A 12,400-nucleotide genomic window follows, 5' to 3' on the forward strand; every position below is an offset into this window, starting at 1 on the left:
GCGAGCCCGCGGCTCAGACCAGAACCAGGTCGTCAACATGAACAACTTCGCGGTCGTAGCCGGTGCCCAGTTCCTCCCCAAGGTCCCGGGTGGACCGGCCGAGCATGCGGGGCAATTCCACGGACGAGTAATTCACCAGCCCGCGCGCCACCACGGTGCCGTCGGCACCTGCGATCTCGACGGCGTCGCCCGCTTCAAAATCCCCGTGCACCGCTGAAATGCCCGCCGGCAGCAGGGAGGTGCGGTGGTGCCGGACGGCCCGCACCGCGCCGTCGTCGAGGACCAGGCGGCCCTGCACGGACGCCACGTGCGCCAGCCAGAGGAGACGCACAGGCTTGCGCGCCCCGTTGACCGTGAACCAGGTGCCCACGTCCTCGCCATTCAGGGCGGCGGCCGCGTTGGGCGTGGAGGTGACCAGGGCGTGGATGCCGGAACCGGCGGCCATGGTAGCGGCCTCCACCTTGGTCATCATGCCGCCGGTGCCGACGCCGGCTTTGCCCGCCTTGCCGATGGTGACGCCTTCGAGGTCATGCGGGCCTTCGACCAGGGGAATCCGCTTCGCCCCGAGCGACGGCGGGCCGTCGTAGAGCGAGTCAACGTCGGACAGCAGCACCAGCGCGTCGGCCCGGACCAGGTGGGCCACCAAGGCCGCGAGGCGGTCGTTGTCACCAAACCGGATTTCGTGCGTGGCCACGGTGTCGTTTTCATTGACGACCGGAACCACGCCCAGGTTCAGGAGCCGGTTAAGGGCCCGGAAGGCGTTGGTGTGCTGGCTGCGGCGCATCAGGTCTTCAGCGGTGAGCAAAACCTGGCTGACCGTCACGCCGTGCGCGCCGAAGGCCTGCGTGTAGCGCGCCATCAGCAGTCCCTGCCCCACGCTGGCCGCGGCCTGCTGGGTTGCAAGGTCCCGCGGCCGCTTGGCAAGGCCCAGCGGGGCCAGCCCGGCGGCAATGGCACCGGAGGACACCAGGATCAGTTCCGTGCCCGCGTTGCGCTTGGCGGCCAGGGCGTCGGCGAGGGCGACGAGCGATTCCTCCGAGATGCCGCCCTTGATGCTCGTCAGCGACGACGAACCGACTTTCACCACCACCCGCCGGGCGTTGGCAAGCACACTCCTGTCCACCGAACCGGTGACCGGTTCCGTGGCGGCAGCCCTAGAACTCATTGTCTGCGTCCAGTCCACTCTCCTTGAGCGGCTTGGCAACGCGGCGGCTGCTCACGGACTCAGTCCAGATGCCGGCCTTACGCTCAGCTTCGAGTTCAGCGCGCGCGGCGGCCTTGGCATCCTTGCGTTCCTGCTGTTCCCCACGCTTCTGGTTGCGGGTGGGCCGGTCGCCGATATCGGCAAAACGGACATCCGTGCCGCGTGGCGAGGCCAAGAGTTCGGCGCCCGCCATCATGGTGGGCTCCCAGTCGAAGACGACGCCGTCATCCTCGCCGATCACCACGGTGTCGCCGGGCTTGGCGCCCTGCTTGAACAGTTCCGTTTCCACGCCGAGCTTCGCCAGGCGGTCGGCGAGGTAGCCGATGGCTTCCTCGTTGGTGAAATCGGTCTGCTTGACCCAGCGCACGGGCTTTTCGCCCAGGACGCGGAACAGCGGCTCGAGGTTCTTTTCCTCGCGGCGGATCCGGAAGCCGGTTTCGTTGACGGCGCGGGGCCGCAGCACGGCAGGCTGCACCTTGGGCGGCGCAGCTGCCACTGCGTCCCTGGCAGCCTTGACGATTTCTGCCATGGCAAAACCGAGCTGGCGGAGGCCTTCATGGCTGGTGGCGGACACCTCGAACACCCGGTACCCGCGGGATTCCAGCTCCGGCCGGACAAATTCCGCCATGTCCTTGCCGTCCGGCAGGTCCACCTTGTTGAGGGCAACCAGGCGAGGCCGGTGGTTCAACGGAACCACTTCGCCGTCCTGGCCGGCGTAGCTCATGTCCACGGCGTACTTTTCGAGCTCGGCCTCGATGATGGCGAGGTCGCTGAGGGGGTCGCGGTCCGATTCCAGGGTGCCGCAGTCAAGGACGTGGACCAGCGCGGCGCAGCGCTCCACGTGGCGCAGGAAGTTGTGGCCGAGGCCCTTGCCTTCGCTGGCGCCCTCGATCAGCCCGGGAACGTCGGCAATGGTGAAGCGGACGTCCCCTGCCTGCACAACACCCAGGTTGGGCACCAGGGTGGTGAACGGGTAATCGGCGATTTTGGGGCGGGCGGCAGACATGGCGGCGATGAGGCTTGATTTGCCCGCTGACGGGAACCCGACAAGCGCGATGTCGGCGATGGACTTCAGTTCCAGGACGATGTCCCGGGACTCACCCTCGATGCCGAGCAGCGCGAAGCCCGGCGCACGGCGCTTCTGGGATGCGAGAGCAGCGTTGCCCAGGCCGCCAATGCCGCCGGCCGCGGCCACATACTCGGCACCTTCGCCAACGAGGTCGGCCAGGACGGTGCCGTCCTTGGACTTGACCACGGTGCCGTCGGGCACAGGCAGCACGAGGGTTTCGCCGTTCTTGCCGCCGCGCCAGTCACCCATGCCGGGGCCCCCGTTGGTGGCGTGGCGGTGCGGTGCGTGGTGGTAGTCCAGGAGGGTGGTGGTCTGGTGGTCCACGCGCAGGATGACGTCGCCGCCGTTGCCGCCGTTGCCGCCGTCGGGCCCGCCGAGGGGCTTGAACTTCTCCCGGTGGACGGAGACGCACCCGTGGCCGCCGCTACCGCCGGATACGTGCAGTACTACCCGGTCTACAAAGCTGGCCACGTAAATCTCCTCAGTGCTGTTTTCGCGGCGCCGAAAGCGCCATCACGATTGTAATGCGGTTAAAAGAACAGTGGAGCGGGCCATCAGGCCCGCTCCACCGCTTTGATGCTGGTTGTTACTCTGCAGCTGCAGCAGCAACGATGTTGACGACGCGGCGACCGCGGCGGGTACCGAATTCAACGGCGCCCGGGGTCAGTGCGAACAGGGTGTCGTCGCCGCCACGGCCCACGCCAGCGCCCGGGTGGAAGTGGGTGCCGCGCTGGCGGACGATGATCTCGCCAGCGGAAACAACCTGGCCGCCGAAGCGCTTTACGCCGAGGTACTGAGCGTTGGAATCACGACCGTTGCGAGTGGAGCTCGCGCCCTTTTTATGTGCCATTTGAAATGCCTGCCTCTAAGTTCTGGGGATCTGCTAAAAACCTGAACAGTAACGAAGGTTACTGGATACCAGTGATCTTGACCTTGGTCAGTTCCTGGCGGTGACCCTGGCGCTTCTTGTAACCGGTCTTGTTCTTGAACTTCTGGATCACAATCTTCGGACCACGGAGGTCGTTCAGGATCTCAGCTGTAACAGTTACCTTGGCCAGGTCAGCAGCGGCAGAGGTGACCTTGTCACCGTCAACCAGGAGCAGTGCGGGCAGCTGAATGGTGCTGCCAGCCCCACCGGCGACGCGGTTCAGGGTAACGAAGTCTCCGACGGAAACCTTCTCTTGGCGGCCGCCTGCGCGGACAATCGCGTACACCACTTGGGAACTCACTTCTCTCGACGTTTCTAACTAAATTTGCGTGCGGAACCGGCTCTAACAGGCTGGCTTCTCGCTGTGCCTCAACGCCGTGGGGTCATAACCCAAGTGTTGGCGTAAGCACCGAAGAACTAGACTACGCTAATTTTGTCTTCGGCCGCAAATGAGGCTGGCTCCTGCGCGCCGGCTGTGATAGGAACCACAGGCCGGCCGGACAGCGGGGCCGCGCACCAACCATGGTACCGGCGGGACGGGCGCCACAGGCTCAGGCGTGCAGCCGCGGCGCGTCGAAAAAGTCCACTTCCAGGCGGCAGGACTGCTTGAAGGCCGTGACCATGTCCGCCCGCTCGGCGTCCGAGCCGCTTCGCCCGGCCGCATCCACAATGGCAATGGCCTTCCGGGTCGCTTCGGCGAAATCCTCGTCAGCGTACGTCCGGAGCCACTCCGCGTACGGGTGGCCGGCCGGTTCGCCCGCGGCGAGGAACTGGGCGTGGAGGGTCTTGCCCACCTCCGCATACAGCCAGAAGCACGGCAGGACGGCCGCGGCGAGCACCGCGTAACTGCCCGACGCGGAGGCCGCCGTGAGGTGGTCGACGTAGGACTTTGTCACGGGGCCAAGTTCGGCCTGGACGGGGCGCGTGCTGAGCCAGGATCGGTGCAGCTCGGACTCAACCTCCAGGCACTGCTGCGCGGATCCGGCCCAGAACAGCTGCTCCGCCTCCGTGGGGGCCAAGGCGCTTGCCCGTGCCAGCACGCGGGAGTAGCCGTTCAGGTAGATGGCGTCCTGGGCCAGGTAATAGGCAAATTCCTTCTCCGGCAGGCTGCCCGAGACCAGGCCGCGGATGAAGTCCAGGCGGTAGATGGCGTCCAGGTCCGCTTCAGCTTCAGTCCAGAGCAGGGCTTCGAATGACCCCGGCTGCGGAACTGCCCGCAGGTGGTGGAAGTGGTGCACGGGCCCGTTGCCGGCTCCTACCTCAAGCCGGGCGGAGTCCGCGAGCGCCCCCGCCAGCCAGGGCTTCACTTCCCGCAGCGACGCCTCCCAGTCCCCCCGCCGAGCCTGCACCGTGGCCATTGCAGAGGACAGCGAGCACCCCGTTCCGTGGCTGTTCCTGGTGGCCACCCGCTCCCCCGGTACCTCGATGACCTCCGCCCGCAGCAGGCCGGCGGTGTTGACCAGGGCGTCCGGGCATTGCGCACCTGACAGGTGGCCGCCCTTCACAAGCACGGTTGCTCCGGTGGCATCGGCCAGCTTTCGCCCTTGTTCCAGGGCCCCGGCCCAGGAATCCCGGGGTTCTTCGCCCACGAGCATGGCAAGTTCGGCCAGGTTCGGGGTGATGAGGTGGGCCAGCGGCAGCAGATCGCGGAGCGCTGCCTCGGCGGATTCCTGGAGCAACCGGTCACCGCTGGTGGCCACCATTACCGGGTCAAGGACCACGACGGCGGGACGCACCTTCTCCAGCCAGGTCCGGACCGTGGCGATCACCCCGGCGTCGCCCAGCATGCCGATTTTGACGGCGTCGATGCTGATGTCGTCACTGATGGCATCCAGCTGGCAGGCGAGGAAGGACGCGGGCGGCAGGTGGACGGCAGCCACGCCGCGGGTGTTCTGCGCGGTGAGGGCGGTGATGGCAGCCATGCCGTAGCCGCCGTGCGCCGCAATGCTTTTCAGGTCCGCCTGGATGCCGGCGCCGCCGGACGGGTCCGAACCGGCAATGGACAGGACGCGCGGCACGTCCCGGCGCAGCGCTGGCTGGGCGGGCGCGGCCTGGACGGTCGCATCCGGGATTGCGTCGGGCTGGGAAGTTTCCGCGGGCATAAAGAGGGTCGAAGACAAAGGACATCCCTTCGCCGGTACTAGCCGGACAGGTTCAACGGGTCTGGATCTCAGCCGGCCCTTCGCGCGGCACCCCGTGTCGGTTACCCAGCCTAGCCGCTGACCTGGGAGCCCGGGAAAAGTGACAGCCACCGCATGCAGGAAAGTCCCCGCCTTATGGGCCGTTCCCCCCGGAATACGGAGGGGAACGGTCCACGAGACGGGGACTTCCCGGGTTACCCAGTGGCCCTGCCTGGGCTTAAAGCTCAGAGGCAGGAACCCCCACGCCCAGGATGATGGGCGCCTCGGCGGGCTTGGGCGCGCCTTCCTTGCGTTCCTGCGAGGCCGATGCGGGTTCCGGGGCCTTGGCAGCATGGCTGTGTCCGGCGCTGGGTGCCGGAACGTTCTCGTGCTGCTGCACGCTGGTTTCGTTGGCGGCACCCTGGGCGCGGCTAGCGCTGCGGTTGCGCCGCGGCCGCCGCTGGCGGGACTGGTCCACCGTGTGGTCAGACCAGTCCTTCTCAGCTTCCGCAGGGGCAGCCGGCTGTTCCGCCTGTGCCGGAACCGCCTCGGGCCGCGTGGCTTCCTGTTCTTCCGCGGGGGTTTCGGCGGCAGGCGCCGGTTCGCCCAGGTGGGCGAAGGCTTCCGCGAGCCTGTCCAGGGTGAGGGCAGGGCGGGGCTGCTGCTCCTCCGCGTGCTCCACGAAGGGCAGGGCAACCTTCTCGCCGCCGAAGGTCAGGACAGCCGCAGGCCGTGGCGGGGTACCGGCGTCGTGCTTCTCTTCCACGGCAGGCGCCGCGGGCTGGGCCGACTGGGCCTGCCTGGCCGCCGCGACCTCGTCGTCGTGCAGGTGCGCCGCATGCGCAGCCGCCGCGATGTTGGCAAGGGCCAGCCTGGTGGCTTCAGCCTTGGCGTGGCGCTCGGCGTCGGCCGGGTCCGGGTGGACCGTGTGGACATGCACAGCGGGCGCCGGCGCAGCATCGGGTTGCTGGCCGCCGCGTCCGCGCCGCCGCTTGCGATCCGGGCGTCCCCCGGGCTGGCTGCTGTCGGTCCGCTGGCCCTCGTTCCGGTGGCTTTCGGCACGGGATTCCGGCCGGCTGTCGGTGCGCTGCACGTGGTGCTCGGCAGCAACGATGTTGGCGCGGCGGTGCTCCACGGGGTCGTCGTGGGTGACAACGCCGCGTCCGGCGCAGGCCTCGCACTGCTCGCCAAAGACCTCCAGGAGCCCGGTGCCCATGCGCTTCCGGGTCATCTGGACCAGGCCCAGGGACGTGACTTCGGCAACCTGGTGCTTGGTGCGGTCGCGGCCCAGGCATTCCACCAGGCGGCGCAGCACCAGGTCCCGGTTGGATTCAAGGACCATGTCGATGAAGTCGATGACGATGATGCCGCCGATGTCCCGGAGGCGGAGCTGGCGCACCACTTCCTCGGCTGCTTCGAGGTTGTTCTTGGTGACGGTTTCCTCAAGGTTGCCGCCGCTGCCCGTGAACTTGCCCGTATTGACGTCAACCACGGTCATGGCTTCGGTGCGGTCGATCACCAGGGAACCGCCGGACGGCAGGAAGACCTTCCGTTCCAGGGCCTTGTGGATCTGCTCGTCGATCCGCCAGGCGGCGAAGATGTCCTGGTCCTTGGTCCACTTCTCGAGCCGGCCCACCAGGTCCGGGGCAACGTAGGTGACGTAGGCCTCGATGGTGTCCCAGGCCTCTTCACCGGACACGATCAGCTTGGAGAAGTCCTCGTTGAAGACGTCGCGGACCACCTTGATGGTGAGGTCCGGTTCGCCGTACAGCAGTTCGGGGGCCAGCACCTTGGTGGAGGTGGACTGGCTTTCGATGCCTTCCCACTGGGCGCGGAGCCGGTTGATGTCGTGCGTCAGCTCTTCCTCGGACGCCCCTTCGGCCGCGGTGCGCACAATGACGCCGGCCTGCTCCGGGAGGCGGTCCTTGAGGATGCGCTTGAGGCGGTTGCGTTCGACGTCGGGCAGCTTGCGTGAGATGCCGGTCATGGACCCGCCGGGAACGTACACGAGGTAGCGGCCGGGCAGCGAGATCTGGCTGGTCAGGCGAGCGCCCTTGTGACCCACCGGGTCCTTGGTCACCTGGACCAGGACGGTGTCGCCGGACTTGAGCGCGTTTTCGATCCGGCGCTGCTTGCCTTCGAGGTTGACGGCCTCCCAGTTCACCTCACCGGCGTACAGGACGGCGTTGCGGCCGCGCCCGATGTCCACGAATGCTGCCTCCATGGAGGGCAGCACGTTCTGGACCTTGCCCAGGTAGACGTTGCCGATCAGCGAGTCCTGCTGGGTCTTGGAGACGAAGTGCTCGGCGAGGACACCGTCCTCGAGGACGGCAATCTGGATTCTGTCGTCGCGCTGGCGGACGATCATCTGGCGGTCCACGGATTCCCTGCGGGCCAGGAACTCCGCCTCGGTGATGACGGTGCGGCGCCGGCCGGTATCGCGGGACTCACGCCGGCGCTGCTTCTTCGCTTCCAGGCGGGTGGAACCCTTGACGCTGGTCACGCGGTTGCTGGCGGCCTGCTCGGTCACCGCGCGCGGGGCGCGGACACGGGTGACGGTGTTGGGGGGATCGTCGTCCCCGCCGCCGGTCAGTTCGAGGTCCTGGTCGCCGCGGCGCCGCCGGCGCCGCCGGCGGGATGTGACGCCCTCTTCCAGGAGGGCGGACGCTTCGTCGCCCTCCGCTTCGGCGTCGTCGCCGGCTTCGCCGTCAGTGGCAGCCTCCGCGTCACGATCTTCGAGGCGGCTGCGGCTGCGGCGGCCGCGGCTGCGGCGCCTGCGGCGGCCGGCGGAATCGTCGGCGTCGCCGTCCTCGGCGTCGTCCTCTTCCACATCCTCCGGGACGGCCGGAGCCGGGCGCACCACAGTGCTCAGGTCCGGGGCCTGGAACAGTACGGAAGTGGGGGAAGCCGGTTCCAGGAACAGTGAGGCAAAGGCGCTGGCAGCTTCCTTCGCAGGCTCCTCCGTTTCGGCGGGCTCCCCTGCAGCGGCGTGTTGCGGCGCGTCGCCTGCAGCGGCCGCGTCCGACGGCGCCCGGCCGGCGTCGTGGGCTGCCGGTGCCTCTTCCGGCGCTGCCTCAGGTGATTGCTCCTCGGCAGATGCTGCGGCGGGGGCACCGGTTTCTACTGCCTCGCCAGCAGTTGCCGACTCCAGTTGCGCCGGAGCAGCTTCCGCAGCGGGCGCTGCTGCAGCTTCGGCTGCCGGGGCAGCTGCCTTCCGGGTGGCAACCCGACGGCGGCGGACGGGTTTCTCTGCCACTTCCGTTTCCGGGGCAGCAGGCGCGCCCTCCGCGGTGTCAGCCGCAGCGGCTCCAGTCTCTGCGGCATCCCCGGCGAAGGCCGGGAGGGGCTCCGCGGCGTCAACCTTTTTACGGGCGCGGGTGCGGCGGTCCGGCGCCTTGGTTTCCTCGGCCGCAGCCTCAACGTTCTCCGCGGTGGCGGGGTCGGCCGGAACGATGCCTTCCGCGGCAGTACCGGCGTCGTCGGTTTTCGTTACCGCCTTGCGGCGGGTCCTCTTGGGTGCGACGGGGGCCTCGGAGGCCGGCGCATCGCCGTTAACGGCCAGGTCTTGCTCGTTTTCCATATGCAGCTACACTCCTGCCCCTGACGCACCGCCACATCCGGCACCCATTGGGGCACATATTGTCAAAACCCGCAGGCGTTGACAGAAGTCAAGTGGATACTCCCAGGTTCGCACCGGCATTGGGGTGCGGCAGCCCGTGGGAGCCGGGGGATGTCCTGAAACCCGTTGTTCTACATGCCACAACCAGGTGCCGTCCAATGGAGTCGCGGGAGTGCCGTCAGCCTTCGAAGCCTGCCCTGCTCATCATTGGCGGTCTTGAGAACAGTCCACCGGACCGGAGTCCGAATGTGGATCGGCTTCCAACCAGGTTCATTCTCTCACATCCGGACTAAATCACGGCGGAGGCGGAGGCTGCTGCCCCTTTTTCCTGGGAATGGCTTCCAGCCCGCGGCGTTACAATCGGGCTAAGGAGCACCGGACGAAAAGGACGCCAAACCAATGCCCAGCATCTCCCCCGCCAGCGGCACCGAAGCCCCGGACCGGACCACCGGCCCGGACAGCAGTTCCGCGGCCGTGCCCTTCATGGCCCGCAACCAGCCTTTCGGCTGGCTGCTGGTGATCACCGGCGCCGTCGGCTGGCTGGCCTCGGGAACGCTGGTCCTGGAAAAGCTTGCAGTGCTCCAGGACCCGAACCACACCACGGTATGCGACGTCAATCCCTGGATTTCCTGCGGGGATGTGATGAAGACGTGGCAGAGCTCCCTGTTCGGCTTCCCCAACATGTTTATCGGGATCGTGGCGTTCGCCGTCATCATCACCGTGGGCATGGCACTGCTGTCCGGCGCCACCTTTGCCCGCTGGTTCTGGGTGGGCCTGCAGACGGGCGTCACGCTCGGATTCGCCTTCGTGGTGTGGCTGTGGTCGCAGGCCCTCTACGACATCCACATCCTGTGCCCCTTCTGCATGATCGTGTGGGCCGCCATGATCCCCCTCTTCATCTGGGTGACCATCCGGAACATCAGCGCCGGAATCATCCCCATCCGCACTGGCGCTGCCCGCCTGGTGGCTGATTCCGGCTGGATCATCGTGGCCCTGCTCTACGTGGCCGTGGCCGCCAGCATCTTCTTCGCGTTCATCCAGGTGTTCGCCGGGACGTCAGGTTTCTAGCCGCAACGACAGCAAAGGGAAGGCCGGTGTTCTGATGAACACCGGCCTTCCCTTTGCTTCGTTCAGGTCCTTTAGAACCAGATCTTGATCTCCCGCTCGGCTGAATCGGTGGAGTCGGAGCCGTGCACCAGGTTCTGCTGGACCTTCAGGCCCCAGTCCCGGCCGAAGTCGCCGCGGATGGTGCCCGGGGCCGCCGTCGTGGGATCGGTGGTGCCGGCCAGCGAGCGGAAGCCTTCGATGACGCGGTGGCCCTCGAAGATGGCCGCCACCACGGGCCCGCTGAGCATGAATTCAACCAGCGGCTCATAGAACGGCTTGCCAACGTGCTCCTCGTAGTGCTGCTCGAGCAGTTCGCGGGTGGCATCCACCTTCTTCAGTTCAGCAAGGGTGTATCCCTTGGCTTCGACGCGGGCCAGGATGGCACCGGTGAGGTTACGGGCGACGCCGTCGGGCTTGATCAGGACGAGGGTGCGCTCAGTGGTCACAACTGCTCCAATGCGTTGGTGGGGTTTCGGGACAAGTCTACGGGGACCCGCCGGCAGGGTCCGGTCGGTTCAGTCCGGTTCAGGGGGTCTGCGGCTGGCCGGGCCCGGCGGCCTGGTCCGGATGGGCCGCTTCCCACTCGGCCTGCTCGCGCTCCCGCTGGGCGGCTTCGCGGTCCAGCCGGATGCCGGTCCTGATTCCGTACCACCAGGCAAGTGCGAACAAGGCCCCCACGAGGAACATGGCGGGTTCGAAGATGCCGGTCAGGATCAGCACGATCTGCAGTATCCAGCCGAGCCCGATGCCCCAGGGCTTTGACAGGACTGCACAGGCCAGGACCATGACCACGCTCAGGCCAATGCCGACGCCCAGGATCAGCGCCGGCGGAAACTCGCCGCGGCGCAGGCCGAATACCGCCAGGGTGGCGAAGAACATCACGAATGCTTCCAGGAGCAGCACCGTGGAGGCGAACATGACCTTGGTGGAGCGGCGCTTCCTGGGCATGCCTGGACGCCACTGCCGCTGTGCCTTGGTGAGCCGGGCCATCCTTACGCCTCCGTCTTTCCGAGCAGGATGCGGGCTTCCGCCACCAGCGTGATGGAGCCGGTCACCAGGACGCCGCCGGAGAGGTCGTCATTGGCTTCGGCCCGCTCCACGGCCCATTCAAGGGCGTCGTCCAGCTTCTCGGCGATGTGCACGTTGTCCTCGCCGAAGCCGAGGTCAACGGCCAGTTCGGCGAGTTCGGCGGCCGGAACGGCGCGCGGCGAGTTCGACTGCGTGAAGCAGTATTCCTCGGCAACGCCACCCAGGGATTCCTTGAGCTGGCGCAGGATCTCCTCGGCGTCCTTTTCCTTGAGCACGCCCACCACGGGAACAAGGCGGGTGAACGTGAAGGCTTCCTGCAGTGCGGCGGCTGACGCCTTGATGCCGTCCGGGTTGTGGGCGGCGTCCACAATGATGGTGGGCGCAGTGCGCACCACTTCCAGCCGGCCGGGGGACGTCACCGCGGCGAAGCCCTCCTGCAGCACCTCGAAGTTGAGTTCCTTTTCCCCGCCGAAGAATGCCTCCAGCGCGGCCACCGCCACGGCCGCGTTCTGGGCCTGGTGGGCGCCGTGCAGGGGCACCAGCAGGTCCGGGTACCGGCCGGCGATGCCCTGGATGGTGACCATCTGGCCGCCGACCGCCACGCTCCGGGACTCGACGCCGAACTCCACGCCCTCGAAGCGGAACGGCACGCCCACGTCCTTGGCTTTCTCGAGGAGCACCTGCGCGGCGTCCAGCGGCTGCGCTGCGCTCACCAGGTAGCCGCCCGGCTTGATGATTCCGGCCTTCTCCAGTGCGATGTCGCCGGGGGTGTCCCCCAGCAGATCGGTGTGGTCCAGCGAAATCGGGGTGACGACCGAGACCTGGCCGTCGCCCACGTTCGTGGCGTCGGTGATGCCGCCCAGGCCCACCTCGATGATGGCCACGTTGACCGGCTGGTCCGCGAAAACAGCGAAGCCCAGGATGGTAAGGCACTCGAAGTACGTGAGGCGCGGCTGCCCCTCCGCTTCCAGTTCGGCGTCCACGATCTGCAGGTAGGGGCGGATCTCGTCCCAGATCCGGACGAACGTCTCGTCAGCGACCGGATGCCCGTCAATGCTGATGCGCTCGGTGACCTTGGAAAGGTGCGGGCTAGTGTAGCGGCCCGTGCTCAGCCCGTGTGCGCGGAGCACGGCTTCGATCATGCGGGAGGTGGAGGTCTTGCCGTTGGTGCCCGTCACGTGGATGATCGGGTACGCCTTGTTGGGTTCGCCCAGCACCTCCATGGCCCGGAAGAGCGGAGCCAGCCGGGGTTCCATCTTGTTTTCCGGTGCCCGGCCGAGCAGTTCGGCGTAGACACTTTCCACTGAGAAGTGATCGGTCATGT

10 protein-coding genes and 1 riboswitch are annotated in these 12,400 nt (G+C 67.4%); of the genes, 1 reads left to right on the forward strand and 9 read right to left on the reverse strand.

Features of this window, described 5'->3' with window-relative positions; translation table 11 throughout:
- Positions 1-13: 13 nt before the first annotated feature.
- The 6 genes from proB to AC5RU7_RS00250 all read right to left on the reverse strand — a co-directional run bounded on the left by proB (position 14) and on the right by AC5RU7_RS00250 (position 8,901).
- Positions 14-1,165 carry a glutamate 5-kinase gene (proB, locus tag AC5RU7_RS00225; RefSeq protein ID WP_494050618.1) on the reverse strand — a complete coding sequence of 384 codons (1,152 nt, stop codon included), beginning with the start codon at positions 1,163-1,165 and terminating at the stop codon, positions 14-16.
- Entirely contained in the window at positions 1,155-2,744 is a 1,590-nt protein-coding gene (gene obgE, locus AC5RU7_RS00230; protein WP_494050619.1) for a GTPase ObgE, read from the reverse strand. The genes proB and obgE overlap by 11 nt, the downstream gene beginning before the upstream one ends.
- Positions 2,745-2,859: 115 nt before the next feature.
- The gene (gene rpmA, locus AC5RU7_RS00235) at positions 2,860-3,123 is read right to left on the reverse strand and encodes a 50S ribosomal protein L27 (RefSeq protein ID WP_009372867.1); all 264 of its coding nucleotides are present in this window, start codon (positions 3,121-3,123) and stop codon (positions 2,860-2,862) included.
- Between the two features lie 58 nt (positions 3,124-3,181).
- Positions 3,182-3,490 carry a 50S ribosomal protein L21 gene (gene rplU / locus AC5RU7_RS00240; protein ID WP_142045052.1) on the reverse strand — a complete coding sequence of 103 codons (309 nt, stop codon included), beginning with the start codon at positions 3,488-3,490 and terminating at the stop codon, positions 3,182-3,184.
- A gap of 262 nt (positions 3,491-3,752) precedes the next feature.
- On the reverse strand, positions 3,753-5,303 hold the full coding sequence (gene thiD, locus AC5RU7_RS00245) for a bifunctional hydroxymethylpyrimidine kinase/phosphomethylpyrimidine kinase (protein WP_494051327.1): 1,551 nt from the start codon (positions 5,301-5,303) through the stop codon (positions 3,753-3,755).
- 7 nt (positions 5,304-5,310) lie between these two features.
- Positions 5,311-5,408, reverse strand: a riboswitch (TPP riboswitch).
- A gap of 151 nt (positions 5,409-5,559) precedes the next feature.
- Positions 5,560-8,901 carry an Rne/Rng family ribonuclease gene (locus AC5RU7_RS00250; protein ID WP_494050620.1) on the reverse strand — a complete coding sequence of 1,114 codons (3,342 nt, stop codon included), beginning with the start codon at positions 8,899-8,901 and terminating at the stop codon, positions 5,560-5,562.
- Positions 8,902-9,339: 438 nt separating this feature from the next.
- On the opposite strand from AC5RU7_RS00250, the gene AC5RU7_RS00255 reads away from it, so the two are divergent.
- Positions 9,340-10,008 carry a vitamin K epoxide reductase family protein gene (locus tag AC5RU7_RS00255; protein WP_494050621.1) on the forward strand — a complete coding sequence of 223 codons (669 nt, stop codon included), beginning with the start codon at positions 9,340-9,342 and terminating at the stop codon, positions 10,006-10,008.
- A gap of 71 nt (positions 10,009-10,079) precedes the next feature.
- On the opposite strand, the gene ndk is transcribed toward AC5RU7_RS00255, so the two are convergent.
- The 3 genes from ndk to AC5RU7_RS00270 all read right to left on the reverse strand — a co-directional run bounded on the left by ndk (position 10,080) and on the right by AC5RU7_RS00270 (position 12,398).
- Complete coding sequence (gene ndk / locus AC5RU7_RS00260; protein WP_494050622.1) at positions 10,080-10,493, reverse strand: nucleoside-diphosphate kinase; 414 nt, start codon at positions 10,491-10,493, stop codon at positions 10,080-10,082.
- Between the two features lie 79 nt (positions 10,494-10,572).
- Positions 10,573-11,037, reverse strand: coding sequence for a DUF4233 domain-containing protein (locus AC5RU7_RS00265; RefSeq protein WP_494050623.1), 465 nt, complete (start codon positions 11,035-11,037; stop codon positions 10,573-10,575).
- A 2-nt stretch (positions 11,038-11,039) separates the two neighbouring features.
- The gene (locus AC5RU7_RS00270) at positions 11,040-12,398 is read right to left on the reverse strand and encodes a bifunctional folylpolyglutamate synthase/dihydrofolate synthase (protein ID WP_494050624.1); all 1,359 of its coding nucleotides are present in this window, start codon (positions 12,396-12,398) and stop codon (positions 11,040-11,042) included.
- Between the last annotated feature and the right edge of the window lie 2 nt (positions 12,399-12,400).

Source organism: Arthrobacter sp. K410C, assembly GCF_059090105.1.

Bases quoted from the DNA above. Each gene is read 5' to 3' on its own strand.
- proB (WP_494050618.1), bottom strand. From the start codon at position 1,165: ATGAGTTCTAGGGCTGCCGCCACGGAACCGGTCACCGGTTCGGTGGAC.
- rpmA (WP_009372867.1), bottom strand. From the start codon at position 3,123: ATGGCACATAAAAAGGGCGCGAGCTCCACTCGCAACGGTCGTGATTCC.
- thiD (WP_494051327.1), bottom strand. From the start codon at position 5,303: ATGCCCGCGGAAACTTCCCAGCCCGACGCAATCCCGGATGCGACCGTC.
- AC5RU7_RS00250 (WP_494050620.1), bottom strand. From the start codon at position 8,901: ATGGAAAACGAGCAAGACCTGGCCGTTAACGGCGATGCGCCGGCCTCC.
- AC5RU7_RS00255 (WP_494050621.1), top strand. From the start codon at position 9,340: ATGCCCAGCATCTCCCCCGCCAGCGGCACCGAAGCCCCGGACCGGACC.
- AC5RU7_RS00265 (WP_494050623.1), bottom strand. From the start codon at position 11,037: ATGGCCCGGCTCACCAAGGCACAGCGGCAGTGGCGTCCAGGCATGCCC.
- AC5RU7_RS00270 (WP_494050624.1), bottom strand. From the start codon at position 12,398: ATGACCGATCACTTCTCAGTGGAAAGTGTCTACGCCGAACTGCTCGGC.